Origin of the sequence: Symbiopectobacterium purcellii (assembly GCF_019797845.1) — a bacterium.
GTDB classification, from domain to species: Bacteria; Pseudomonadota; Gammaproteobacteria; order Enterobacterales; family Enterobacteriaceae; genus Symbiopectobacterium; species Symbiopectobacterium purcellii.
The window spans coordinates 232,827-257,055 of the sequence record NZ_CP081864.1 but is presented as its reverse complement, the minus strand read 5'-3'; the positions used below and the strand labels follow the sequence as shown (position 1 = coordinate 257,055).

At 53.6% G+C, this 24,229-nt stretch carries 25 protein-coding genes; 15 read left to right on the top strand and 10 right to left on the bottom strand.

Annotated elements, in window-relative coordinates; all coding sequences use genetic code 11:
* Positions 1-41: 41 nt before the first annotated feature.
* From mreD to csrD, 5 genes are all read right to left on the bottom strand, one after another.
* Entirely contained in the window at positions 42-530 is a 489-nt protein-coding gene (gene mreD, locus K6K13_RS01175; protein WP_196908447.1) for a rod shape-determining protein MreD, read from the bottom strand.
* Positions 527-1,594, bottom strand: coding sequence for a rod shape-determining protein MreC (mreC, locus tag K6K13_RS01170; protein WP_222159196.1), 1,068 nt, complete (start codon positions 1,592-1,594; stop codon positions 527-529). The genes mreD and mreC overlap by 4 nt, the downstream gene beginning before the upstream one ends.
* Positions 1,595-1,844: 250 nt before the next feature.
* The gene (gene mreB, locus K6K13_RS01165) at positions 1,845-2,888 is read right to left on the bottom strand and encodes a rod shape-determining protein MreB (RefSeq protein ID WP_004385136.1); all 1,044 of its coding nucleotides are present in this window, start codon (positions 2,886-2,888) and stop codon (positions 1,845-1,847) included.
* Positions 2,889-2,932: 44 nt separating this feature from the next.
* Positions 2,933-3,121, bottom strand: a complete 189-nt coding sequence (locus tag K6K13_RS01160; protein WP_222159195.1) for a hypothetical protein — start codon at positions 3,119-3,121, stop codon at positions 2,933-2,935.
* Positions 3,122-3,205: 84 nt separating this feature from the next.
* Positions 3,206-5,140, bottom strand: a complete 1,935-nt coding sequence (csrD, locus tag K6K13_RS01155) for an RNase E specificity factor CsrD (protein ID WP_222159194.1) — start codon at positions 5,138-5,140, stop codon at positions 3,206-3,208.
* Positions 5,141-5,424: 284 nt separating this feature from the next.
* Between csrD and msrP the strand changes: the two genes are divergently transcribed.
* From msrP to fis, 10 genes are all read left to right on the top strand, one after another.
* A complete protein-coding gene (gene msrP, locus K6K13_RS01150) occupies positions 5,425-6,438 on the top strand; it encodes a protein-methionine-sulfoxide reductase catalytic subunit MsrP (RefSeq protein ID WP_222159193.1) in 1,014 nt (337 codons plus the stop codon).
* Positions 6,439-7,038, top strand: coding sequence for a protein-methionine-sulfoxide reductase heme-binding subunit MsrQ (gene msrQ / locus K6K13_RS01145; RefSeq protein ID WP_222159192.1), 600 nt, complete (start codon positions 6,439-6,441; stop codon positions 7,036-7,038). It abuts the gene before it with no gap.
* Between the two features lie 230 nt (positions 7,039-7,268).
* Complete coding sequence (gene aroQ / locus K6K13_RS01140; protein WP_222159191.1) at positions 7,269-7,721, top strand: type II 3-dehydroquinate dehydratase; 453 nt, start codon at positions 7,269-7,271, stop codon at positions 7,719-7,721.
* A 38-nt stretch (positions 7,722-7,759) separates the two neighbouring features.
* A complete protein-coding gene (gene accB, locus K6K13_RS01135) occupies positions 7,760-8,230 on the top strand; it encodes an acetyl-CoA carboxylase biotin carboxyl carrier protein (protein ID WP_222159190.1) in 471 nt (156 codons plus the stop codon).
* 29 nt (positions 8,231-8,259) lie between these two features.
* On the top strand, positions 8,260-9,603 hold the full coding sequence (gene accC, locus K6K13_RS01130) for an acetyl-CoA carboxylase biotin carboxylase subunit (RefSeq protein WP_222159189.1): 1,344 nt from the start codon (positions 8,260-8,262) through the stop codon (positions 9,601-9,603).
* Between the two features lie 76 nt (positions 9,604-9,679).
* Entirely contained in the window at positions 9,680-9,922 is a 243-nt protein-coding gene (locus K6K13_RS01125) for a YhdT family protein (RefSeq protein ID WP_222159188.1), read from the top strand.
* Positions 9,912-11,363, top strand: coding sequence for a sodium/pantothenate symporter (gene panF, locus K6K13_RS01120; RefSeq protein WP_222159187.1), 1,452 nt, complete (start codon positions 9,912-9,914; stop codon positions 11,361-11,363). Before K6K13_RS01125 ends, panF begins: the two co-directional genes overlap by 11 nt.
* Positions 11,364-11,380: 17 nt before the next feature.
* Positions 11,381-12,262 (top strand): 50S ribosomal protein L11 methyltransferase, encoded by an 882-nt coding sequence (gene prmA / locus K6K13_RS01115; RefSeq protein WP_222159186.1) that lies wholly within the window; start codon positions 11,381-11,383, stop codon positions 12,260-12,262.
* Between the two features lie 612 nt (positions 12,263-12,874).
* Positions 12,875-13,840 (top strand): tRNA dihydrouridine synthase DusB, encoded by a 966-nt coding sequence (dusB, locus tag K6K13_RS01110; protein WP_222160922.1) that lies wholly within the window; start codon positions 12,875-12,877, stop codon positions 13,838-13,840.
* Positions 13,841-13,863: 23 nt separating this feature from the next.
* Positions 13,864-14,160: a DNA-binding transcriptional regulator Fis gene (gene fis / locus K6K13_RS01105; protein WP_012883002.1), complete on the top strand. Its 297-nt coding sequence runs from the start codon at positions 13,864-13,866 to the stop codon at positions 14,158-14,160.
* Positions 14,161-14,352: 192 nt separating this feature from the next.
* On the opposite strand, the gene K6K13_RS01100 is transcribed toward fis, so the two are convergent.
* The 4 genes from K6K13_RS01100 to K6K13_RS01085 form a co-directional block, all read right to left on the bottom strand.
* A complete protein-coding gene (locus tag K6K13_RS01100; RefSeq protein WP_222159185.1) occupies positions 14,353-14,709 on the bottom strand; it encodes a hypothetical protein in 357 nt (118 codons plus the stop codon).
* 34 nt (positions 14,710-14,743) lie between these two features.
* On the bottom strand, positions 14,744-15,448 hold the full coding sequence (locus tag K6K13_RS01095; protein WP_222159184.1) for a scabin-related ADP-ribosyltransferase: 705 nt from the start codon (positions 15,446-15,448) through the stop codon (positions 14,744-14,746).
* Between the two features lie 620 nt (positions 15,449-16,068).
* Positions 16,069-16,743 (bottom strand): 4-carboxy-4-hydroxy-2-oxoadipate aldolase/oxaloacetate decarboxylase, encoded by a 675-nt coding sequence (locus K6K13_RS01090; RefSeq protein WP_222159183.1) that lies wholly within the window; start codon positions 16,741-16,743, stop codon positions 16,069-16,071.
* A gap of 18 nt (positions 16,744-16,761) precedes the next feature.
* Positions 16,762-17,955: a mandelate racemase/muconate lactonizing enzyme family protein gene (locus tag K6K13_RS01085; RefSeq protein ID WP_222159182.1), complete on the bottom strand. Its 1,194-nt coding sequence runs from the start codon at positions 17,953-17,955 to the stop codon at positions 16,762-16,764.
* Between the two features lie 388 nt (positions 17,956-18,343).
* Here K6K13_RS01085 and K6K13_RS01080 point away from each other — a divergent pair, with 388 nt between their 5' ends.
* The 5 genes from K6K13_RS01080 to K6K13_RS01060 all read left to right on the top strand — a co-directional run bounded on the left by K6K13_RS01080 (position 18,344) and on the right by K6K13_RS01060 (position 23,024).
* Complete coding sequence (locus K6K13_RS01080; RefSeq protein ID WP_222159181.1) at positions 18,344-18,997, top strand: RraA family protein; 654 nt, start codon at positions 18,344-18,346, stop codon at positions 18,995-18,997.
* A gap of 202 nt (positions 18,998-19,199) precedes the next feature.
* The gene (locus K6K13_RS01075) at positions 19,200-20,198 is read left to right on the top strand and encodes a Bug family tripartite tricarboxylate transporter substrate binding protein (RefSeq protein ID WP_222159180.1); all 999 of its coding nucleotides are present in this window, start codon (positions 19,200-19,202) and stop codon (positions 20,196-20,198) included.
* Positions 20,199-20,212: 14 nt separating this feature from the next.
* The gene (locus K6K13_RS01070) at positions 20,213-20,998 is read left to right on the top strand and encodes an RraA family protein (RefSeq protein WP_222159179.1); all 786 of its coding nucleotides are present in this window, start codon (positions 20,213-20,215) and stop codon (positions 20,996-20,998) included.
* A 56-nt stretch (positions 20,999-21,054) separates the two neighbouring features.
* Entirely contained in the window at positions 21,055-21,522 is a 468-nt protein-coding gene (locus K6K13_RS01065) for a tripartite tricarboxylate transporter TctB family protein (protein WP_222159178.1), read from the top strand.
* Positions 21,519-23,024, top strand: a complete 1,506-nt coding sequence (locus K6K13_RS01060; protein ID WP_222159177.1) for a tripartite tricarboxylate transporter permease — start codon at positions 21,519-21,521, stop codon at positions 23,022-23,024. Before K6K13_RS01065 ends, K6K13_RS01060 begins: the two co-directional genes overlap by 4 nt.
* Positions 23,025-23,082: 58 nt before the next feature.
* On the opposite strand, the gene K6K13_RS01055 is transcribed toward K6K13_RS01060, so the two are convergent.
* Positions 23,083-24,150, bottom strand: coding sequence for a ketopantoate reductase family protein (locus K6K13_RS01055; protein WP_222159176.1), 1,068 nt, complete (start codon positions 24,148-24,150; stop codon positions 23,083-23,085).
* Between the last annotated feature and the right edge of the window lie 79 nt (positions 24,151-24,229).

Sequence of the window (24,229 nt, the reverse complement as noted above, 5' to 3'; positions counted from 1 at the left end):
TCTACTGTAGGCGCCACGGTTAAGGACTACGCCCTTATCGATTATTGTACTGTGAACTGACGGCGAATTTTGCGCATCAACAGGAATAGCCAGGGCCACAACACGCCATCAACCACACAGTTCCACAAATTTTCCGGCCTGAATGACACATTGCTCACCAGGAACTCCGCCCAGAAGACTATCAGATCCATCACGAGCGAAAGCACCATGACGATCAGGGCTTGTTGCCAGAGCGCCATATTGCGGAACAGTTGAAACTTGAAGGCCACCAGATAGGCAACAATGCTGAGCGCCAGCGCACGCACACCAAGCGTGGATCCTAAAATAAGGTCCATCACCATTCCCAGCACAAAACCGGTGCCGACGTTGACCCGATGCGGTAACGCCATCACCCAATAAATCAGAAACAGTGAGAGCCACGATGGCCGGAAGTGATAGAACTGATCCGGCCACGGCATGATTTGCAGCACCATGGCGATCAGGAACGATAACCAGATGATCCAGTTGCCGTGACGGCGATAGCGGTTCATTGGCGTCCTCCCTGTGCTGGCGTAGCAGCAGGTGGCGTATTACGTTGAGGTTGTTGACCTTGAGCCGCACTGCGCGCAGGGCCATTTTTCGGTTGTGTACTCCCCTGCGGCGGTGCGGTGGGTGCGGCAGCCGCAGGCGGGCCCATTTCATCGGGAGAGGGCAGAACCTGCGGCATCATCTGCATCAAACGTTCATTGGCAACGCGGTGCACTTCTTGCGGCGGCAACCCTTTGCCCGACACGTCATCAACGCCCCACAGCAGCAGCAGATAGCGTAAACGTTGTAGACCCGCGGTAGGATGCGCCTTGATAACGGTGTAGGCGCGTTGCGTATCCACCTTCACTTCGGAGACAACGCCCACCGGATACCCTTCAGGGAAACGACCGCCCAGTCCGGAGGTCACCAGCACATCACCGACGCGAATATCGGTGTTGTTGGGCAAATGCTCCAGTTGCAGATCGTCAGTGCAGCCATTACCGGCGGCAATCACACGGATATCATTGCGCAGCACCTGAATCGGCAACGCGTGGGAGACATCGCAAATCAGCAGCACACGGCTGGTCAACTGACCGACCGCGACAACCTGCCCAACCACCCCTTTATCACTGATAACCGGTTGCCCTTCGTAGACACCGTGCGCCGCCCCTTTATCAATCACCACCTGATCGCTATAGGGGTCGGTGCCAGCGGAAATCACATGGGTCACCATCTTCTGCTCATCCTGACGCAGCGGCGATCCCAACAGTTCGCGCAGACGCGCATTTTCCTGTTTCAGTTGACCGAGCAGCAGCAGATCGCTGTTGCGCAGTTGCAGTTCCTGGCGTAATACACGGTTTTCCAGCGCCAACTGATTTTTGGTCGCCAGCGATTCAGAGACATTATCCAATACTTCACGCGGCCCGTTGGCGAGAAAATAGAACGGGCTGACCGCCGTATCCATATAGGTACGGATCTTGAGAAACGTCCCCAAACGGCTGTCGGCGATAATGATCGCCATCGCCGTGAGGACGGCAAGAAAAAGTCGCAATTGCAGGGAAGGTCCCCTGCTAAAAATCGGCTTCATAAAGGTTGCGTATTCCTCAACGCGAATAAAGAACGCCCGACACGCTCGAAACGAAAGATAACATTCGTGTTATTCACCGCCGTCATGCCCGCAGAAACGCTGGGGCAGAGGGGCGTCGGGCGCAGGGAATTACGCTAATGGCGATACCCGTGAAAACGACTCGCCACAGAATAAAAAAAGAGGGGCTACCCTACGGGATGAAAAACAACGCTGTTTCCCCATACGGTTCCCCTTCCTTTTATTCGGCACTCTACTCTTCGCTGAACAGATCACCGCCGTGCATGTCGATCATTTCCAGCGCTTTACCGCCACCGCGAGCCACACAGGTCAGCGGATCTTCGGCAACCACTACCGGGATGCCGGTCTCTTCCATCAGCAGGCGATCCAGGTTACGCAGCAGCGCGCCACCACCGGTCAACACCATGCCGCGTTCAGAAATGTCGGAAGCCAGTTCTGGTGGGCACTGTTCCAGCGCAACCATCACCGCGCTCACGATGCCGGTCAACGGCTCTTGCAACGCTTCCAGAATCTCGTTCGAGTTAAGGGTAAAGCCGCGCGGTACGCCCTCAGCCAGGTTACGACCACGCACTTCGATTTCGCGTACTTCATCGCCCGGATACGCAGAACCAATTTCGTGCTTGATGCGTTCCGCCGTCGCTTCACCGATCAGCGAGCCGTAGTTACGGCGCACATAATTGATGATGGCTTCATCGAAGCGGTCACCACCAATACGCACGGAAGAAGAGTAGACCACACCGTTCAGGGAGATAACCGCCACTTCTGTGGTACCGCCCCCGATATCCACCACCATGGAGCCGGTTGCTTCAGAAACCGGCAGTCCGGCACCGATAGCGGCCGCCATCGGTTCTTCAATCAGGAACACTTCGCGCGCCCCGGCCCCTTGCGCAGATTCGCGAATGGCACGGCGTTCAACCTGAGTAGCACCGACCGGCACACACACCAGCACGCGCGGACTCGGACGCATAAAGCTGTTGCTGTGCACTTGTTTGATAAAGTGCTGCAACATTTTCTCAGTCACGAAAAAGTCAGCGATAACGCCGTCTTTCATCGGGCGGATGGCTGCGATATTACCCGGAGTACGACCAAGCATCTGTTTGGCTTCATGGCCTACGGCGGCGACGCTCTTAGGCGAGCCAGCACGATCCTGACGGATGGCGACCACAGACGGCTCATTCAGTACAATGCCCTGCCCTTTAACATAAATCAGGGTATTGGCGGTACCCAGGTCGATGGACAAGTCGTTGGAAAACATGCCACGAAATTTTTTAAACATAACGAAAGGATAATCCTGCAAGCTGGGGGCGAAAAGAAATCCGCCTACTTTACCAACCACACGGTGCAGCGACAAGGCACGACAGCGCTCTGCATCGGTGAAAAATTCCCCTGTGTCAGATCCATCACGTTCCCCGGAAAAACCGTAGGGGCGATATTTCTTTGTGCGGTAAAGCGAGTTACCGCTTTTTCACGCAGTCGGATGGCATCAACACAGGACACAAAATCTAACATTTTATCGGCCAGTTCATGCAATAAGCACACACTAACCGATTTATAAACCACGCATTCTACGTCAATTTACCTGCGACATTCACCCTAAACACGACGCCGGGGTGAATATTTTTTCAACTCATCGCTGACAGGGATAGACGCCGCAAAAAAATCGCCCTGACCACCGTAAACACCGCGACTCGATAGCGTATTCCACTCTTCCTGAGTTCTGACGCCCGCGGCAAACACCTTGGCGGAGGTTCCCTTGCAGGCTTCTATCAGGCTTTGCACAAAAAGCTGATTTTCCGTCCTGCGTTCAAAACGGCGTACCAGACCCGGATGCAACTTGATGATTTCTACCTGCAACGTTCTGATATAGGTCGTACTGACCAAGGTCAGCCCGGCTTGCGTCACCGCCAGTCGACACCCTAACCCCACCAGCGTATTCAAAATAGGACGCAGGCGCTCGATATACTGACACACATCTGACTCAGCAAGTTCAAACAATATGCGTTGACGCTGCTGTTTCGGGCATTGCAATAGCACTTCTTGTAGCCAACGCCAGAAAGGGCGCTGTAACAGAGAATCCACATTGACGGGCATCGCCAGCGTCTCTTGCGGCCAGGAGGCAGACAGCGCGATGATTTGCGCCACCAGCAGCCGGTCATAATTGGGCGTCAGCCCCAATTGCTGCACCAGCGGCATGTATTCGGCGGCCAGCAGTACCTGATCGCCATCGGTGATACGCGGCATGATTTCCCGATGATGCACCATACCATCGCGCGTCACCGCCGGTTTTTGGTACAGATGCGGGCCACCTTTCGCCAACGTCTGCTCCAGCAATGTGCGCCATTTCACACTGCCGCGCCCTTTGTCTGGCACCTGCCGGTCAAATACGCACCAGCCGTTTCCTCCCTGCAATACCGCATTGCGCGTGGCATCCTCCACGCTCTCCATCACCTGCTCGGAACTCTGCCCGCTGGCATAGGCGCAGATACCAATATGCAACACGTCCTCACGATCGATAAGCGGCGTGATGGGCAGAATATCCAGCGCTTTGACTAACTGCGCCGCAATAATATCCGCTTCTTTCAGCGAACGGTGTGGCAGCAGCACGGCAAAATCACTGTTGAAATAGCGCGCCAACAGCGCGGAGGGGTAACGCATGACAAAGGTCGACAACATATTGACCAGCGTATTGCGGTACTCACGCAATTCATTGGCATAGCGGTGTGTTTCCTGCAAGGTATCGAAGTCCGGCAGGCGAATCATCATGACCACGCCGTGGGTGCCGACATTTTCCGCGTCTTCCAACTGCGTAGTGAGTTGGTTATCGAAAAACAGGCGATTGCTTAATCCGGTTTCCGCATCCTGAGCGGCAAACGCACGAATCAGCGTATCCAGTCGGCTGCGTTCTTCACGTGCATCGGAGAGATCCGACAGCAACTGATCGAACGCACCGCTGGCGCTATCGGGCCATTCGTGCACGGAACCGCGCGCCACTGATTCGCGTTCACCGCGCAGAATGCGGTTTGCGCGTGTCTCCAACTGTTCGTGCCCTGCCACCTTGCGACGAAAACGCCGCATGGCAAACACCAACAGTGCTGGCATGCACGCCATCGCTACCACCATAGCGATGGTAGAGAAAATCCAGCGCGGCGAGCCGAAGAAGGGATCAAGATAGGTCAGGTTGACGCGAAAATCCGCGTTTTGCATCAGCGGCAGTTGCATCACATAGTGCACATAATCGTCTTCTGCGCTCATCAGTTCCGGCAGTCGCAGTGAAAATTGCAGGTTTTGATCAAGGTCCCTGATCTCCAGCAGCACAACCCCCGCCGCCTTCATCATTGAGGGCAACCAAAAGCGTAACCGTTCAGGAGGTTGCACCAACAGCGCCTGATCGATACTGGTCGCGATAGCGTGAAGCTGGTTATCAACCTGCTGTAAATTATCATCAACAATGGTGGCTAACCCTATGATAAACAGCAGGGATATGACGACTACCAGCGCCATCGTCATCAATGAAGAAAATTTCGTCATTCGCCCATCCCTGCATCCTCTCGCCGCACAAGGTCATACCCCGTACCGTATTCACCACTGTTGTTAATACTACCTGTTACAAATATAGACACTAAAGGATTTTCCCTGACTTTTCCTCTCCTGTCACAATCACATCGTGATCGTGATCTGAACGCAACCGATAACCATCGCCAGTTCCCCTGTAGGCTGACCGTGCAACACTCTGCAATGAACTCTTTTTTGCTCGAGCCGTCTTATCTTCCATACTTACACTACTCAGCCGTCGTAACCCGTGGAGCATCATCATGTCTGACTCTCACCGTCAACGCAAACCAAGCGCCGCCGACGTTACCCCTGAGGGGATTTTTCACCAGCGCCGCGCAGTGATGAAAGCGCTGGGCATCGCCGCCTGTGCGCTGAGCCTGCCGCTTAGCGCACAGGCGGATGTGCTGGACTGGCTCACTGGCGGCAAAAAAAAACCGACAGCACCGCCGCCCACGCCGCTCACCTTCACACCGGAAACCAATGCGCCAGCGGCACTCACGCTGACGCCCGAGGACAAGGTTACCGGCTACAACAACTTCTATGAGTTCGGGCTAGATAAAGCCGACCCGGCCGCCAATGCCGGAGGATTGCGTACTGAAGGTTGGAAGATACAAATAGAAGGGGAAATCGCCAAACCGGTCACGCTGGATATCGATGACATTATCAAGCGCTTTCCGTTGGAAGAACGCATCTATCGCTTTCGCTGCGTCGAGGCCTGGTCAATGGTGATTCCCTGGGTAGGATTTCCCTTGGCAAAACTGATTCAGTTCGTAGAGCCGACTAGCGCCGCGCGCTATGTTGCCTTTCAAACCCTGCACGATCCCGAACAGATGCCGGGGCAGAAAGATCGCTTTCTCGGTGGTGGACTTGACTATCCTTATGTAGAAGGCTTAACCCTGGAAGAGGCGCTACATCCCTTGACCCTGCTAGCACTGGGGGTTTATGGCAAAACCTTGCCACCGCAGAACGGCGCGCCTATCCGTCTGGTGACACCATGGAAATACGGGTTCAAGAACATCAAGTCCATCGTGAAAATCCGCTTTACACGCGAACGACCGCCTTCAACCTGGAATCTGGCGGCACCCGATGAATATGGTTTTTATGCCAATGTGAACCCGGATGTTGACCATCCGCGCTGGTCGCAGGCCAGTGAACGGGTGATTGGTGCGGGTGGATTGCTTAACGTTCAGCGCCAACCAACGCTGCTGTTTAACGGCTATGCCGAACAGGTAGCACACCTCTATCGCGGTCTGAACCTGCGGGATAACTTCTGAATGAGTCTGACACTCCGCCAGGTGTTCTGGCTAAAAATCGTCTTACATGCCGCCGCCGTGTTACCGCTACTGTGGCTGTTTTACGCCATTCAACAAGGGGCGTTAAGCGCCGATCCGGCCAAAGATATCCAGCATTTTACCGGACGAATGGCGCTAAAACTGCTGTTGGCAACACTGCTGGTTACGCCGTTGGCACGCTACGGCAAACAGCCGCTGTTGATCCGCTGTCGCCGCTTGCTGGGCCTGTGGTGTTTTGCCTGGGCAACGCTGCATCTGACCAGCTATACGCTATTGGAACTGGGGCTCGCCAATCTCGCGTTGTTGGGCCAAGAGCTGATCAACCGCCCTTACCTGACGCTGGGTGCGCTCAGTTGGCTGCTGCTGCTGGCCCTGGCGATAACCTCGTTTCAGGCGGCACAACGTGCGCTTGGCAGCAACTGGCAGCGCTTACACAACCTTATCTATGCCATCGCGGTGCTCGTCCCCCTTCATTATGTGTGGTCGGTAAAAATCTTATCGCCGCAACCGGTGATTTATGGGCTAAGTGCGCTGTTCTTGTTAGCTTTGCGTTACAAAAAGTTCCGCCAGTGGTGGCGTTAATGCCGGGAAAGCGGCAGTAGCGTGACGCCGCGCGCGACGGGGGCGTCAAAGCCATTTGCGGAGATAAGACCAGTATTTAGCTGCTAATTGCCACGATATGGTTATAATGCCCGACCTTATCGCCCGGTGAACAATTTACGTTGCCAAAAGGTGACAAACGATGTGCTTCGCGCTATGTTGTGCGACACGTTTTTCTACAAACTGGGTGTATCGCGGGAGATAGCGGCACAATGGCAGAGAGATTTCACATTTTGCTTTTGAACGGTCCCAACCTGAATCTGCTGGGAACCCGTGAGCCAGAGAAGTACGGCAGCACTACGCTTGCCGAGATCGTCAGCGATTTGGAACATCAGGCGCAGGCGCTCAATGTACACTTCTCCCATGTCCAATCCAATGCTGAGCATGTGCTGATTGATACGATTCATCAGGCACGCGGCAAGACGGATTTTATTTTAATTAACCCGGCGGCATTCACCCACACCAGCGTTGCATTACGTGATGCGCTGCTGGCCGTGGAAATTCCGTTTATAGAGATCCATCTGAGCAACGTGCACGCACGCGAACCGTTCCGCCATCACTCTTACCTGTCCGATGTGGCAGTGGGTGTGATTTGCGGCCTGGGCGCAGATGGATATGGCTATGCGTTACAGACGGCGGTAAAACGCCTGTCCACGTCAAACTAAATAAACCCATTTCAACAAATGAGTACGGAACCACATCCATGGATATTCGTAAAATCAAGAAACTGATCGAACTGGTTGAAGAATCCGGCATCGCCGAACTGGAAATTTCAGAAGGTGAAGAATCAGTACGTATCAGTCGTGCGCCTGTCGCGCCAGCTTACCCGATGATGCAGCAAGCCTACGCGCCCATGATGCAGCAACCAGCCCCCGCATTGGCAACTGCCGTGGCGCCGGCACCGGAAGCTGCTGTTGCCGCTGCACCTGCGGCCGTGAGCGGTCACATCGTACGCTCTCCCATGGTCGGTACTTTCTACCGTACCCCAAGCCCGGATGCCAAAGCATTCGTTGAAGTTGGGCAGCGCGTTAACGTCGGCGATACCTTGTGCATCGTTGAAGCCATGAAAATGATGAACCAAATCGAAGCCGATAAAGCGGGCGTGGTGAAAGCCGTGCTGGTGGAAAACGGCCAACCGGTTGAGTTTGAAGAGCCTTTGGTTGTCATTGAATAACCGGTTGTCATCGAATAACGAGGCTTACCATGCTAGATAAAATCGTTATCGCGAACCGCGGAGAAATTGCGCTGCGCATTTTGCGCGCCTGTAAAGAACTGGGCATCAAAACCGTTGCCGTTCACTCCAGCGCGGACCGCGATCTGAAACATGTGCTGCTGGCCGATGAGACCGTGTGTATCGGCCCGGCTCCGTCGACCAAAAGTTACCTGAATATCCCGGCGATTATTTCCGCCGCAGAGATCACCGGCGCTGTGGCTATCCACCCCGGTTACGGCTTTTTGTCCGAAAATGCGGATTTTGCCGAGCAGGTTGAGCGCTCCGGCTTCATCTTCATTGGTCCACGCGCAGATACCATTCGCCTGATGGGTGACAAAGTGTCTGCCATTTCGGCCATGAAGAAAGCAGGTGTACCGTGCGTGCCAGGCTCTGACGGCCCGCTGGGCGAGGACATGGACAAGAACCGCGCTTTTGGTAAACGCATCGGCTATCCGGTGATTATCAAAGCCTCTGGCGGCGGCGGCGGTCGCGGCATGCGCGTGGTGCGCAACGAGAAAGATCTGGAACAATCCATCCTCATGACCCGTGCGGAAGCGAAAGCCGCTTTCAATAACGACATGGTGTATATGGAAAAATACCTGGAAAATCCGCGTCACGTGGAAATTCAGGTATTGGCTGACGGTCAGGGTAACGCCATCTATCTGGCGGAACGCGACTGCTCCATGCAGCGTCGTCACCAGAAAGTGGTGGAAGAAGCACCTGCGCCAGGCATCACGGCGGATTTGCGTCGCTATATTGGCGATCGCTGCGCGAAAGCCTGCGTGGATATCGGCTATCGCGGTGCCGGTACGTTCGAATTCCTGTTCGAAAACGGTGAATTCTACTTTATCGAAATGAACACCCGTATTCAGGTTGAGCATCCGGTAACGGAGATGATCACTGGCGTCGATCTGATCAAAGAGCAGTTGCGCATCGCTGCTGGTCAGCCGTTGTCGATCAAACAGGAAGAAGTCAACGTGCGCGGTCATGCGGTGGAATGCCGTATCAACGCCGAAGATCCTAACACCTTCCTGCCGAGCCCGGGCAAGATCACCCGTTTCCATGCACCGGGCGGTTTTGGCGTACGCTGGGAGTCGCACATCTACGCGGGCTATACCGTGCCGCCGTACTACGATTCCATGATCGGCAAGTTGATCACTTACGGTGAAAGCCGCGATATCGCGATTTCCCGAATGAAAAACGCCTTGGCGGAACTGATCATTGATGGTATTAAAACCAACATTGAGTTGCAGTTGAAGATTATGAACGACGAGAACTTCCAGCACGGTGGAACCAATATCCACTATCTGGAGAAAAAGCTCGGTCTGCAATAATCTGCATCGTACAAGCGTATAAAGGCCAGCCATGCTGGCCTTTTTGCTTGCTGGTAACGCTTTACAGGGAAAAACCATGGACAAACGCTTCCCCCAAGCGCACAAAGAGGCGCGATGGGCACTGTTCCTGACGCTATTTTACCTCGTAGGCTGGATAGTCACCGCCTACCTGCCTGACAACACCGCCGGGTTGACCGGGCTGCCACGCTGGTTTGAGTTCTCCTGCCTGCTGCTGCCGCTGGTCTTTATCGTGCTGTGCTGGCTGATGACGCACCTGGTGTTTCGCGATATTCCGTTAGGAGACGACGATGCACAATGATGTGATTCTGCCGCTGGTCGTCTACCTGATACTGGTGTTCGGGCTGTCGATTTACGCTTACCTGCGCCGCCGCGAAGGCAATTTCCTCAACGAGTACTTCCTCGGTAGCCGCTCGATGGGCGGTTTTGTGCTCGCCATGACGCTGATTGGCACATATGTCAGTGCCAGTTCGTTTATCGGTGGGCCTGGTGCCGCCTATAAATACGGTCTGGGTTGGGTGCTATTGGCGGTGATCCAAGTGCCCACCATGCTGCTTTCTCTCGGCATTCTGGGGAAAAAATTCGCCATTCTGGCACGGCGCTACAACGCCATTACCCTGAACGATATGCTGTATGCGCGCTATGGCAGTCGCCTGCTGGTGTGGTTTGCCAGCCTGAGCCTGCTGGTGGCCTTTATCGGGGCGATGGCGGTACAGTTTATCGGCGGCGCTCGCCTGCTGGAAACTGCCGCTAATGTGCCCTACGACGTTGGTTTGCTGATTTTCGGCGTCACGATAGCGCTTTACACCACCTTCGGCGGTTTTCGCGCCAGCGTGCTCAATGACGCGATGCAGGGCGTTGTGATGCTGATCGGTACGGTATTGCTGCTGGTAGCGATTATCTCTGCCGCGGGTGGGCAGCGCAGCGCGGTAGAAACGCTGCGTCAGATCGATCCGGCACTGGTTGACCCACACGGCAGCGGCCAGACGCTCACCTTCCCGTTTATGGCCTCATTCTGGGTGCTAGTCTGCTTCGGCGTCATCGGCCTGCCTAACACAGCCGTACGCTGTATCTCTTACAAAGACAGCAAAGCACTGCACCGTGGCATCATTATCGGCACTATCGTCATCACCGTGCTGATGCTGGGTATGCACCTGGCAGGCGCGCTGGGGCGCGCGATCATGCCCAATCTGACCATTCCCGATCAGGTGCTGCCGGAACTGATGGTGAAAGTACTGCCACCGCTGGCAGCGGGCATCTTCCTCGCGGCGCCCATGTCCGCCATTATGGCCAACATCAATGCGCACCTGCTGCAAGCCTCTGCCACCATCATCAAAGATCTGTATCTGAGCGTAAAACCGCATCAAGCGCAGAACGAACGCCATATCAAATGGCTCTCCAGCGCCACCACGCTGCTGCTGGGCGTCCTGACGCTGCTGGCCTCCTGGCGGCCACCTGAAATGATTATCTGGCTCAATCTGCTGGCATTTGGCGGCCTGGAGGCGGTATTCCTATGGCCACTGTTGCTTGGGCTTTACTGGGAGCGCGCCAATGCGACCGGTGCGCTCAGCGCCATGATGGTCGGTGCCTTATGCTATACCCTACTTGCCACCTTTAAGCTGAATCTGGCGGGCTTTCACCCGATTGTTCCCGCCCTCTCATTCAGCCTGCTGGCCTTTCTTATTGGTAACCGTTTTGGCAGCAACCCTGCGCCAAACGCTGCCGCAACACCTTCACATTAATGGGAACAGAGGCTGCTATGCCGTGGATTCAACTCAAAATCAATACGACGGGCGCGCAGGCTGAACAACTGGGCGATGCGCTTATCGAGAGCGGTGCGGTGTCCGTCACCTTTCAGGACACCCACGATACCCCAGTATTCGAACCGCTGCCGGGTGAAACCCGTTTATGGGGCGATACCGACGTGATTGGGCTGTACGACGCCGAAACCGAGATGCCAGACGTGATTGCCCAACTGGAGCAAGAACCGCTACTGGGTGCCGGTTTTCGCCATAAAATCGAACAGCTGGAAGATAAAGACTGGGAACGGGAGTGGATGGACAACTTCCACCCGATGCAGTTTGGCAAACGCCTGTGGATCTGCCCAAGCTGGCGTGACATCCCCGATCCGAATGCGGTTAACGTCATGCTGGATCCCGGTCTGGCCTTTGGCACCGGCACGCACCCTACCACGTCCCTGTGCCTGCAATGGCTCGACGGTCTGGATTTGGTGGGCAAAACGGTTATTGATTTTGGCTGTGGCTCCGGTATTTTGGCGATTGCCGCATTGAAACTGGGTGCCGCACAGGCGATTGGCATCGATATCGATCCTCAGGCCATTCAAGCCAGCCGCGATAATGCACAGCGTAACGGCGTCTCAGAGCGTCTGGCGCTCTACCTGCCGAAAGACCAGCCCAACGACCTCTCGGCCGACGTCGTGGTTGCCAATATCCTTGCAGGCCCGCTGCGTGAGCTGGCACCGCTGATTAGTACACTGCCCAAGGCGGGAGGGCATTTAGGGTTATCAGGTATTCTCGCGTCACAGGCAGAGAACGTGGCAGCTGCTTACACCGACCTGTTCGAACTCGACCCAACCGTTGAGAAAGAAGAGTGGTGCCGTATTACTGGCATCAAGCGCTAAGCGTTATGGCGAGTGCCCTTAGCCGTTTCACGGCGGTTGGCGGCACTCGTCAGCATCATTGATGTATATACCCTAAATAATGCGAGTTGCAGGACAAAACGTTTACGTTTTGAACAGCCCTTGCGCTGACCCGTAGGGTGAATCTCAGGGATGAGATTCATTCATCCCGATGAGCTTACTCAGGTAAGTGATTCGGGTGACAAATCTGCCGGGAGCAGATTTGAACGCCGCGTGCGGCGGCCTCGTTAGCAGTGAGGCCCAGGGATGGGCCGAATAACGAGTGCAGCCAACGCACCTGCAGCTTGAAGTATGACGGGTATAAGCTACTGTGCGATAAACCGCCCATTGTTGTGCACGAAAACGCCATCGGACGCGGCCTGTCCAGGCATTTGCGTACTGTTGCGCAGAAATGTTTGATCGTGCAATGGTTGGACCAATAAGTGATTAGTCATATAACCTGCTGTAATAAAAAGATAATTAAGAAATTTCAGCGCGCAAAGACACATTTCCTTGATCTGTTCCGCTCAATTGCTCAAAGTTTGGCCTTTCATCTGGCGTAAAAAATGCGTAATATACGCGCCCTTGCAGACACAGTATGGTCACTCTTTGTCTATGCACATTGGACAATTTCAGCTAGCTAATCGATTGATCGCCGCCCCCATGGCTGGCGTCAGCGATCGCCCTTTCAGGACGCTTTGTCATGACATGGGGGCTGGGATGACGGTCTCCGAAATGCTCTCTTCCAATCCGGAGGTGTGGCGTTCGGATAAGTCGCGTCTGCGCATGGTACACAGCGATGAACCTGGGATCCGCGCCGTGCAGATTGCCGGTAGCGACCCTGATGAGATGGCAGCGGCAGCCAGAATCAACACTGATTTCGGCGCGCAAATCATTGATATCAACATGGGGTGTCCTGCAAAGAAGGTAAACCGCAAGATGGCGGGTTCTGCGCTGTTGCAGTATCCGGATTTGGTCAAACAAATCCTCTCCGCCGTGGTTAAGGCGGTGGACGTACCGGTCACACTGAAAATTCGTACTGGCTGGGCACCGGAGCACCGTAACTGTGTAGACATTGCCAGACTGGCCGAAGCCTGTGGTATCCAGGCGCTTACCGTACATGGCCGCACACGTGCGTGCCTGTTCAACGGTGAGGCAGAATACGACAGTATTCGGGCGGTTAAGCAGGCCGTTTCCATTCCCGTTATCGCGAATGGCGACATTACAAGCCCGCGTAAAGCCAGAGCGGTTCTTGATTACACCGGGGCAGATGCCCTGATGATAGGACGGGCTGCTCAGGGAAGACCCTGGATCTTTCGGGAAATCCAGCATTATCTGGACACGGGGGAGCAACTGGCACCGATGCCATTGGCAGAAGTGAAGCGTTTGCTCTTCAAGCACATACGGGAATTGCACGACTTTTATGGTCCGGGCAAGGGATTCCGTATTGCTCGTAAGCACGTCTCTTGGTATCTCCAAGAGAACGCCCCCAATGACCAGTTTAGGCGCACATTCAACGCCATTGAGGATGCCAGCGAACAGCTGGAGGCGTTGGAGGCATATTTTGAAAATCTTGCGTAAACAGAAAAAGAGCTGACAGAACTATGTTCGAACAACGCGTGAATTCTGACGTACTGACCGTTTCTACCGTAAACTCTCAGGCTCAGGTAACCCAAAAACCCCTGCGCGACTCGGTTAAACAGGCACTGAAGAACTATTTCGCTCAACTTAACGGTCAGGATGTGAATGACCTGTATGAGCTGGTATTGGCTGAAGTTGAACAGCCACTGTTGGACATGGTGATGCAGTACACCCGTGGTAACCAGACCCGCGCAGCCCTGATGATGGGTATCAACCGCGGTACGCTGCGCAAGAAATTGAAAAAATACGGCATGAACTGATACGGGTTCATTACCGTTGGTTTTTTAGAAAAACGCTTGCCAGAAATGACAGGCGTTTTTTGTTATAACGCGATCGGTCTACTTGGGTGATGAAAACGCTCAACGGTTCACTAAAACTTTTGCTTTTTTTTCTACCATGTTTGCTCATCGTAAACGTGGACGGCGGATAAGTGCAGTGTGATAGCAAGAACATTAATGGGTTGATCTGTTAGATAAAATCTCAATACCGAGTAAGTAGCTACCGCCCGTTCTATCCAGACAAACATTAACCGGAATGCCCATGGCATTGGCCATTCTCGCAGTGCTAGCAAATTGATCTCTGTATACGTCTTTCTCTTTTTCACTTCTTAGTACAACTTTAAACCATTCTTTTAGCACTCTGACATAAAACCCATATTCTTCACCAGGGAGAATGGTATTGATACTGTACCCGTCTATATAAACATCTTTCTGGAATTCAGCGCCTCTGGTATTACATGCATCCTCCATATTTTCTATTCCCATTGCCATGACATTCATCGGCACAGTGATATAAAAAACGAAAAGCATAAAAAAAACATTTTCATACGCACCTCATTAACATTCAGTCACCAAAAAAAATCTCAAGATGCTTATGACTGCACATACGCCACAACTCAAGTTCATATTTGACACTCCTTTTATATTTTTTTTCTGGAAAATGAACATTACATCCGGTACAGTTCTGTGGCTCATTGACATGTTCTGCGGGAAGGTCAGGAATACTATAAACCGTATTACTCGGTGTGCTGTAGGCCTCAATGTAGGCTGCATTTAGATATTCCATTATTAGGGTTGCTTCTTGGTGGGGGCCCTGACTCTGGTATTCTATGGCACTATGAATCTGTTGAGGACTAATCCCGCCTTCTGCCAACCACTCCTCCTCAAGCATATAATAAAAGTACGCCGCCAGAAATCGCTCATCATGCGTTCGGTTCATTGCTGCCTGCACGCTATTCATAGAATTATAAAAGTTATCCGTTGGTCGAATCCGATATAAATAGTAATTCGAGCCTATCGGAGTATTTGCATTTGCCATTTCCATTGCCATTAATTGCGATGACGATGTAGAAATAAACCTGGAGTTTGCGTTACGATCAAAACAACTAACAACAGCAATGTGTTGATACACATTGCTGTTGTTGCCCAGTGGGAGAAAACCCTGTTGGAAAACCCGCTCAGGAGGAACCACTGAGTAGCGAAAAAAGAATGCAGGGTATGCGCTACCGCTAAATAAACACATAAAGAAAATCAACATAACTCTGCCCATTTGATTCTCCGGAAGGAGTATAAGCACCAGAAAGTAGCACAAGAAAAAGAATGATTTTTATTATTATTTAATTTTGCGATCAAGCTCGATTTTTTTATTTTCACCCAAGCCTATTTGCTAAAAACAACGAACGCATGATAAACACATAACAAAAAAAGAGAAATTACGTTATCTCCCAAAATCCTGCCATAGAAATATTACAGGGTTATCTGATTCAGCGACCTTACCTCACTGGTATAAAAAAGCGTTATCGAAGAGGTACGCCATACGCTATACAATACGTCTGAAACCGAGCTATCACTAAAGGTAAAACCACAACGCTTTACTAACCGTATTTATTGCATCACCGATGAGTAAGGTCATTTCATGGTGAAGATCTACGTCCATACGCATCATTTTATGAAACGGAGAAATTATACGAGTAGAAGGTAGTAATCACATGAACAGGTGATGCACAGAGAACATTCAATAAAGCGTGAATGCTTCTGTGTCTTCAAGGTGAAAATCAGTTCAGCTAAATAATAAGATAAATAGGGAGAGCGCCACACCACGCCTCATAAAACAGCATGTTACCCTGCGGCACTCATCCATCATGTTATTTAGGCGTAGTCGCGAGCAGATCAAATATCAACATCAATACCGTTACGCTTTAACAGCGCATTGAAATTATGCAGTTCCCAGATGGTTTTGCCCTGCTGAATTTGCGCCCGCAGTTTCACTTCTTTTTCATCACGGCTGCGCGAGGCGGCAAGCACTTCTTCAATGTTCTCGCGCGGGATGGCAACGATACCGTCATCATCACCGATGATCAGATCGCCAGGGTTAATCGTCACCCCGCCAAAAGCGATCGGCTGATTGATTTCACCAAAGGTTTCTTTGACAGTGCCTTTGATGGAAATGGAGCGAGAAAAAATGGGGAAACCCAATTTGTGAATGCGCTCAGCATCTCGCACCCCGCCGTTGGTGACCAATCCAGCGATACCACGGCTAAGGGCCGCCGTTGCCATGACATCGCCAAACGAACCTTGCTCCTTGTAGTCTCCGGCATCAATCACCAGGACGTCACCGGGTTTGGCCAGCTGGAGCGCCGCGTGGATGGTGAAATTATCCCCGGCAGGGGTTTTAACCGTAAATGCGGAGCCCAATACACGTAAGCCGGGATAAATCGGCTTGATGGCGGAGTCTACCGCACCGCGTCGGCCAAAGGCTTCATGGGCGGTGGCGGTGGTGATATCTTTAAAAGCGTCAATCAGTTCCTGGTCTGGGCGAATAAAATCTTGAGTAAGTTTTGACATGATCGTGTTTTCCGTAAATCAGGCTGGGTTAAAAACATTGGGGGCGACGGTAGCAACTTTGCGCGGGAATTCTTCGCGGTAATCGCGCAGTCCTTTACCCGGTAAGGGGCTGTAAGGGCGTTTCTTGAGTTCATTGATATCCAGATCGATTCCCAATCCCGGCGCATCGGGCACATCGGCCCAGCCGTTGGCAATCGTAATGCCTTGTGTGGCAATACTCTGTGTCGGTTCAATCAGGTTGACGAACACTTCTGCAATATTGAAGTTAGGGATAACTGCGGAGAGGTGGACCGTCACTGCCAGGCCGACAATGGGGCTGTTGTAGTTATGCGGTGTTACCGCCACGCCGTGCGGCGCGGCCAGCGCAGCAATCTCCAGCATGGATAACAGGCCGCCGACTGCACAAATATCCGGGTTGATAATGTCCGCCGCGCGTTTCTCAAACACCGGCACAAACCCTTCTTTGGTGTAGAGCGCTTCACCCAGCACGATCGGCGTGTGAGTGCTGCGTTTGACCTCGACGGTCAGATCGATGTTTTCTGGCGGGCACGGCTCTTCGTACCAGCCGATATCATATTCTTCCAGACGTTCAATCACGCGGATTGCATGATTCGGTGCCAGGCGACGATGGCCGTCAATCAGCAGTTCTACATTCGGCCCAACCGCTTCGCGTACCGCCTTCACATTCTCCACGGCAGCAGTTTCATCGGCGCGTGAAATAAAGGTGCGCCATGGACCGGGGAAGGGATCCCATTTGATGGCATCATACCCTTGAGCAACCACGTTCAAGGCGCGTTTTACCGTATCGTCAATGCTCTTGGCACCGAACCACCAGCCGTTGGCGTAAAGGCGAATTTTTTCGCGCACCGCGCCACCCAGAATACGGTGCAGCGGCAGCCCGGCCTTCTTGCCGACGATATCCCACAGCGCCAATTCGATAGCGCTCCACGCGCACAGCAGGTCAACCGAATTACGGCGAATCGCAAAATCATCAAGCAGCGTCTGACCAAAGTGACGGATATGATAGGCTTCACGCCCGATCACCAGCGGAGAGATAGCATTAAGATATTCACTGACGACCTTCTCTTTGGTATTCGTCACATAGGCTTCGCCCCAACCGTAAATGCCTTCATCGGTATCCACTTTGACAAAAAGCAGATTTTTCCCGCCCCCTGGATGATAAAAAAAGGTTTCAATATTTGTGATTTTCATTGTGGCCCTTATTAGAAAAAAGCGCAGAGCGACAAGATATAGCGCAAAATTGACACGTAAACATAGCCAATATTATTCTAACTATTTCCACTTAGTGAATAATCAACATGAAAATTAAAAACAGAAATAGAAATGTTTAATTATATTAATCAATCCGTTTCTTATGCCATATTTAAAAAATAATTAGCCCTTATTTGAATAATGATCGGCCGGATAATCACTAGACAAAAAATTTAATCGCCTTATTCTCGATGGCATCATCTTATTATCACGCCTTTTGTCGTCATTATCGTATCTGTTTAATGGGTATGGATTTATTGCTCTGCGCTTGATTCATATACAAAAAACCTATGGCACATTGAAATGATATTTATCGGGAGATAATGCTTTGGCCAGCGTAATAAAAACAGATTTTCCCCGACCCAGTGTGGATCAATTGGCCGCATTCAAAACGGCCAATACTGCACTGATTTATCAGGCCGCAGGACAACGCGGTGCGCTGCATTCCACCCTCAAACCACTGCGCCCGGGATTTCGCTTGCTGGGTGCCGCGTTTACCGCCGCCGGTTTTCCCGGCGACAACCTGACGGGGCACGCCGCCATCACGCTGGCGCAACCGGGAGATATCCTGGTGTATAGCGTGGACGGCTTCACCCAGGGTGCATCTTTCGGCGACATGATGGCAACGCTGGCTGCCAACCGCGGGCTGGGGGGGATATTGATTGACGGTGCGATTCGCGATGCCGCGCTATTACGTACCTGGGATCTCCCTCTGTTTGCCCGTGGCATTAGCCTGAAAAGCCGGGGCGAAAAAGCACAGCTCGGCCCACTCGCGGCCCCGCTGACGGTGGCTGGTGTGCAAATATCCCCCGGCGACCTGATTGTGGGCGATGACGACGGCGTGATCGCCATTGCCTATGCCCGGCTTGATGACACGATTGCGCGTTTACGGCAACTCCAAGAAGAAAAAACACGCTTGCTGCATCGTTTCTCATCCACCGCAACCCAGGAAGATTGGCAAGCGCTGAAAGCGTGGGAATAGCCCGTTCCATTACTGGCTTAGCAGCTATCTATACCCTAAATAATTCGAGTTGCAGGACAAAACGTTAACGTTTTGAACGCCGCATGCGGCGGCCTCGTTAGAGGTGAGGCCCAGGGATGGGCCGAATAACGAGCGTAGCCAACGCACCTGCAACTCGAAGTATGACGGGTATAACAATAAAATCATTGAGGAGTAAAATATTATGAATACATCGGGGATATCACGCCGTCGCTGGTTACAGTTCGCGTCCGCTTCTCTAGTGGCCGCTGGGATCGCATTAAGTTCCCCCGCTGTGGCGGCGAACGCTGATTGGCCGACCAAAACCGTCAAGTTGGTGGTGCCCTTTCCACCCGGCGGAGGCACCGACCTGTTAGCACGCGCCCTGGCGGAGCGTCTGAGTAAATCGTTCGGTCAGACGTTTGTGGTGGAAAACCGGCCGGGAGCAGGAGCGGCTGTCGGCACCGAATATGTGGCACGGGCAACCGACGGTCACACCTTCCTGTTCGCCTCGTCCAATCACGTAACCGTACCGGCACTCAACACCCACTTGCGCTATGACATCTTCAAGGATTTCAAATCTATCTCTCTGGTAAGCGACCAGGCGAGTGTCTTCGCCGTCTCGCCCGATCTGCCGGGAAAAAACCTGACGGAAGTGTTGGCGCACATCAAAGCCAATCCAGGTAAATACAACTACGGCACCGCGGGTATTGGCTCCGGCCAGCATCTCAGCACCGCCTATTTACAACAGTTAACGGGTATTGATGTGGTGCATGTGCCACTCAAAGGTCAGGGCGAAATCATTTCCGAACTGCTGGGCAAGCGGATTCAACTGGGCTTCCTGGTGTTGAGTACGGCAGTGCCCTACTTTGAGGCCGGCACCATTCGCCCACTGGGCGTTTCAACCGAACAGCGCAGTCCGTTTGCTCCCGATATTCCAACCCTTTCAGAAGCGGGGGTCCCTAACTTTGTTGCCCGTTCCTGGCTGGGGCTGCTTGGCCCGGCATCGACGCCAGATAGCGTCGTAACGCGACTGCACGATGCCGTGGTTGGCTACCAGAACGATCCGAGCTACATCGCGATCACCGACAAAGCCGGCATGACGTTGGTCAACAGTACGCCAGCGGAATTTGATGCCGAAATCAAACGCGGTTACGAGCAATGGCGCACCGTGGTAACCAACGCCAATATCCAGCAGCAATAAGTCAGGAGCGCACCATGAGCGAAACACAACCGATAGCACAACAGTTACTGCCTTATGCCGATCGCCTGCTGGGTACGCTGAACCCGCCGTTAATCAGGCAAGTGGAGATAACCCGACCGTCCGCAGAGGTGATTGAGGGGTTTTTATCATTGCCGGATCTGACCTCGGTGGTGGCGGACATTCTTGATGCGTTGGGCTATGACACGGCGATCCCGGCACAGACGCTACGGCCACTTGCGCCGGGGCAGCGTATCGTCGGACCGGCGGTGACAGCGCGCCAGAGCCGCGCCAGACAATTACCCGGCTTCACGTTGTCCGCAGGCAATGCGCCGCAAGGCGGCGGTATCGACCAAATCACGCTAACGCAACCCGGCGATGTGTTCGTGGTTGATGCGGCAGGCAGCACCGATGCTTCCAGCTTTGGCGGCATTCTTGCCACCGCGGCGAAGGCCAAAGGGCTCGCAGGCGTGGTGGTTGACGGTGCCGTGCGCGACAGCGGCAGTATCGTTGAATTGGGGCTGAAGGTCTGGTCACGCAGCATCACGCCACGCACCGGTAAGCGCCGTCTGGAACTGGTGGCGTTTAACGACGTGGTCAATATCGGCGGCGTTCAGGTCAGGCCTGGCGATCTGATTCTGGCGGATAACGATGGCGTGATTATCGTCCCCAGTGATGTTGCGCAGACCGTGCTGGAAAGCGCACTGCAAGCGGCAGAGAAAGAGAGTCATCTGTTGAAAGCGCTGGAACAGGGCGCATCGGCACATGACGCCGCAGGCATTCTGGCTCCCGGTAAATGGTGATACCTCGAGTATCGCTACGACATCACGCTTAAACCATGATCAATTGAGGTAGACCCATGTCTGCAACGCATAAACGTTTACAGGGCGAATTCCTGTCCGGCATCGCGATTGCCCTGCTTGGCGCAGGCGCCATCGCGCTCGCCACGACCGAGCATACGCTAGGGACCGCCGCCAGAATGGGTGCCGGTTACATGCCGACCATTTTGGGTGCACTGTTGGTACTGCTGGGGGGATTGATTGCCGCGCGTGCCTGGCTGTCATCCCCACGTCGCCGCGCCCCCGATGAAGCAGGTTTCACGCTGCGTGCTCCGCTATTGATGCTGGGTGCGGTGATTTTATTTGCCCTGTTGGTCGATCAGTGGGGCATTATTGTTGCCAGCCTGCTGACGGTAATTACCGCCGCAATCGGCAGTCGTGAAGCAAAACTCAAGGAAACGCTGGCGCTGGCGACGGTGCTGGCGTTTTCTGTCCCACTGCTGTTTGTTCAGGTACTGGGCTTACCGCTTAAGGTATGGCCGTTATGATCCCAGATGTATGGCAGGGGTTGTTCCACGGCCTGTCGATAGCCCTGTTACCAAACAACCTGTTCTATTGCTTTTGCGGCGCGCTGTTTGGCACGTTGGTGGGCGTCTTGCCCGGCGTCGGGCCGCTGGTTACCATCGCGCTGCTGTTGCCGTTTACCTTCACGCTGGAGCCAACCAGTGCACTGATCATGTTGGCGGGTATCTATTACGGTGCACAATATGGCGGTTCTACCACGTCGATTCTACTGAATATGCCGGGTGAAACCTCTTCGGTGATCACCTGTCTGGACGGGCACGCTATGGCGAAACAGGGCCGTGCTGGTCCCGCACTGGCGATTGCCGCGTTGGGGTCATTCTTTGCCGGAACCCTGGCGACCTTTGTTATTGGCTTTTTCTCCCCGTCGCTTGCCAGCATGGCCATTCGCTTCGGGCCGGCAGATTATTTTTCACTGCTGGTGTTAGGCCTCATTGGCGCGGTGGTTCTGGCACAAGGCTCACTGCTAAAAGCCATCACCATGGTAGTGGTTGGACTGCTGCTGGGATTGGTGGGCACCGACATTAACTCTGGCGAACTACGCTTCACCTTTGGCATTCCCGAACTCGCTGACGGCATCGATTTTGTGCCGCTGGCAATGGGTGTGTTTGGTATTGGTGAAATTATCCGCGTGTTAGTACAGCAGGAAAAAAGCGGCGGTACGGTGATTGAACACGGTAAATTGATGCCAAGCGCGCAGGATATCCGCCAGGCCTCTCCCGCCGTTTTACGCGGTTCCTTACTGGGGTCAGTGCTCAGACTGCTGCCGGGCGGCGGAGCCGCACTCGCCTCTTTTGCTGCATATACCGTGGAAAAGAAGTTGGCAAAAGACCCTTCCCGGTTTGGTAAAGGGGCTATCGAAGGGGTTGCTGCGCCGGAATCCGCCAACAACGCAGCGGCGCAAACCTCGTTTATTCCGCTGCTCACGCTGGGATTACCATCAAACGCCATTATGGCCCTGATGGTAGGCGCCATGATGATCCACGGTATTAACCCCGGCCCGCGTATTATGCAGAGCGAACCTGACCTGTTCTGGGGAATGGTGGCGAGCATGTGGGTAGGGAACGCAATGCTGCTGGTGCTCAACTTGCCGATGGTCGGTGTGTGGGTTCGTCTGTTAAAAATACCTTATCGCTTGTTTTATCGGGCCATTGTGCTGTTTAGCTGCGTCGGCATTTACAGCGTCTCCAATAATCCGTTCGACCTGTTTTTGGCCGCCCTGTTTGCCTTATTAGGGTATACCCTGGCGATGCTGCGCTTTGAGCTTGCACCGCTGCTGTTAGGCTTTATTCTCGGACCGATGATGGAAGAGAATTTACGCCGGGCGCTGATCATTTCACGCGGAGATTTCGGTATTTTCGTGCATGAGCCCATCAGCTTAGGCTTATTGATTGCCTCGGGATTACTGCTGTTGATAACGCTGGCACCGATGGTGCGTTTGGGACGGGATAAAATCTTCGTTGAGTAACCAGGAAAAAGAAAGAGTAGATACGGAGCGTGAGGGCGAAACCCACGCTCCGAACGCATTAGCGCTGCAATGATTCATCCAACTGGACGATCAATTCTGGTGAGGGTGAAAGCTGCCCGCGCTCAATCTGATGGATAGCATCAACAATCGCGGCATTCGCCGGAGTAGGCACCCCAACCTGTTGGCCGACCTCAACGATAAGGCCGTTCATATAATCGATTTCGGTGCGCCGCTGGCGGCGGATATCCTGCCCCATAGAGGGACGCTGGTGTTCACTTTGTGTCCCGAGTTCCACATAAGACAAAAAGTTGGCCTCGGCCTCCGCCAGCGCGTGCGCATCGCCCTGTGCCGCCTTAACCAATCCCTCTGGCGTGCTGCGGTTTATGGTATCCAGTGCCAGCCCTTGCGCCAATCCTACCTGTGCCGCTTCCCCTCCTAACCGAATGGCAAAGCGCCGAACCCGTTCATGACGAATCAGATCGTTACCGGTCAGGCCGCTGGCGGCGGCAATCGAATTACGCATCGCATTGATGCTGAGTTTGGTCCAACGGTGGGCGTACAGGTCAGGCGTCACCAGCACCGTATCGACAGGCTGTAACAGCTCCCCCACACGCTGCAAACGCGGCGTAATGCCACCGCCAAACTCGCCCACGCGCAACGTTCCCGGCACACCGCGCTGATTACCGCGACGCACCTTGCCCGGTGCATACAGCTCAGCAGCGATGGTAATGACAATGCCCAGCGTATTCTCCTTGCCGGCAACCGACGCCACGCGCGCATCGTTGATACAATTCTGCGCAGAAGCAATCACGCCCTCCGGTCGGATAAAGGGACGGATAAACTGGGTGGCCCACAGCGTATCGTAAGACTTGAGCGCCACCAGCCCAATATCAAACGGAGGTTCCCGGTGCAGACGCTGTGCGTCGCCGAGGTGAAGAACGTTTAACGGCACGGTGAAATGCTCTTCCGGCGTCAGTCCTTCCAACGACACGCCGTCACGCCGGATCGTCTCGACATTCTCGGCCCAGGGATCGATAAGCGTGACCTGACGCCCAGCGCGGGTCAGATAGGCGCCAAGATAGCTGCCAATCGCCCCCGCACCGATAATTAAAATACGTTCAGACATGATGAGTCTCTTCCTGTTATCGTCACCGCGCCCGCCTGATGAGCGAGGGTAACCCGCACCGCACATCAAGTATGCGCGG

Excerpts from the sequence above, each read along its gene's own strand:
- mreD (WP_196908447.1), bottom strand. The coding sequence starts at position 530 with ATGAACCGCTATCGCCGTCACGGCAACTGGATCATCTGGTTATCGTTC.
- mreC (WP_222159196.1), bottom strand. The coding sequence starts at position 1,594 with ATGAAGCCGATTTTTAGCAGGGGACCTTCCCTGCAATTGCGACTTTTT.
- mreB (WP_004385136.1), bottom strand. The coding sequence starts at position 2,888 with ATGTTTAAAAAATTTCGTGGCATGTTTTCCAACGACTTGTCCATCGAC.
- K6K13_RS01160 (WP_222159195.1), bottom strand. The coding sequence starts at position 3,121 with ATGTTAGATTTTGTGTCCTGTGTTGATGCCATCCGACTGCGTGAAAAA.
- csrD (WP_222159194.1), bottom strand. The coding sequence starts at position 5,140 with ATGACGAAATTTTCTTCATTGATGACGATGGCGCTGGTAGTCGTCATA.
- msrP (WP_222159193.1), top strand. The coding sequence starts at position 5,425 with ATGTCTGACTCTCACCGTCAACGCAAACCAAGCGCCGCCGACGTTACC.
- msrQ (WP_222159192.1), top strand. The coding sequence starts at position 6,439 with ATGAGTCTGACACTCCGCCAGGTGTTCTGGCTAAAAATCGTCTTACAT.
- aroQ (WP_222159191.1), top strand. The coding sequence starts at position 7,269 with ATGGCAGAGAGATTTCACATTTTGCTTTTGAACGGTCCCAACCTGAAT.
- accB (WP_222159190.1), top strand. The coding sequence starts at position 7,760 with ATGGATATTCGTAAAATCAAGAAACTGATCGAACTGGTTGAAGAATCC.
- accC (WP_222159189.1), top strand. The coding sequence starts at position 8,260 with ATGCTAGATAAAATCGTTATCGCGAACCGCGGAGAAATTGCGCTGCGC.
- K6K13_RS01125 (WP_222159188.1), top strand. The coding sequence starts at position 9,680 with ATGGACAAACGCTTCCCCCAAGCGCACAAAGAGGCGCGATGGGCACTG.
- panF (WP_222159187.1), top strand. The coding sequence starts at position 9,912 with ATGCACAATGATGTGATTCTGCCGCTGGTCGTCTACCTGATACTGGTG.
- prmA (WP_222159186.1), top strand. The coding sequence starts at position 11,381 with ATGCCGTGGATTCAACTCAAAATCAATACGACGGGCGCGCAGGCTGAA.
- dusB (WP_222160922.1), top strand. The coding sequence starts at position 12,875 with ATGCACATTGGACAATTTCAGCTAGCTAATCGATTGATCGCCGCCCCC.
- fis (WP_012883002.1), top strand. The coding sequence starts at position 13,864 with ATGTTCGAACAACGCGTGAATTCTGACGTACTGACCGTTTCTACCGTA.
- K6K13_RS01100 (WP_222159185.1), bottom strand. The coding sequence starts at position 14,709 with ATGCTTTTCGTTTTTTATATCACTGTGCCGATGAATGTCATGGCAATG.
- K6K13_RS01095 (WP_222159184.1), bottom strand. The coding sequence starts at position 15,448 with ATGGGCAGAGTTATGTTGATTTTCTTTATGTGTTTATTTAGCGGTAGC.
- K6K13_RS01090 (WP_222159183.1), bottom strand. The coding sequence starts at position 16,743 with ATGTCAAAACTTACTCAAGATTTTATTCGCCCAGACCAGGAACTGATT.
- K6K13_RS01085 (WP_222159182.1), bottom strand. The coding sequence starts at position 17,955 with ATGAAAATCACAAATATTGAAACCTTTTTTTATCATCCAGGGGGCGGG.
- K6K13_RS01075 (WP_222159180.1), top strand. The coding sequence starts at position 19,200 with ATGAATACATCGGGGATATCACGCCGTCGCTGGTTACAGTTCGCGTCC.
- K6K13_RS01070 (WP_222159179.1), top strand. The coding sequence starts at position 20,213 with ATGAGCGAAACACAACCGATAGCACAACAGTTACTGCCTTATGCCGAT.
- K6K13_RS01065 (WP_222159178.1), top strand. The coding sequence starts at position 21,055 with ATGTCTGCAACGCATAAACGTTTACAGGGCGAATTCCTGTCCGGCATC.
- K6K13_RS01060 (WP_222159177.1), top strand. The coding sequence starts at position 21,519 with ATGATCCCAGATGTATGGCAGGGGTTGTTCCACGGCCTGTCGATAGCC.
- K6K13_RS01055 (WP_222159176.1), bottom strand. The coding sequence starts at position 24,150 with ATGTCTGAACGTATTTTAATTATCGGTGCGGGGGCGATTGGCAGCTAT.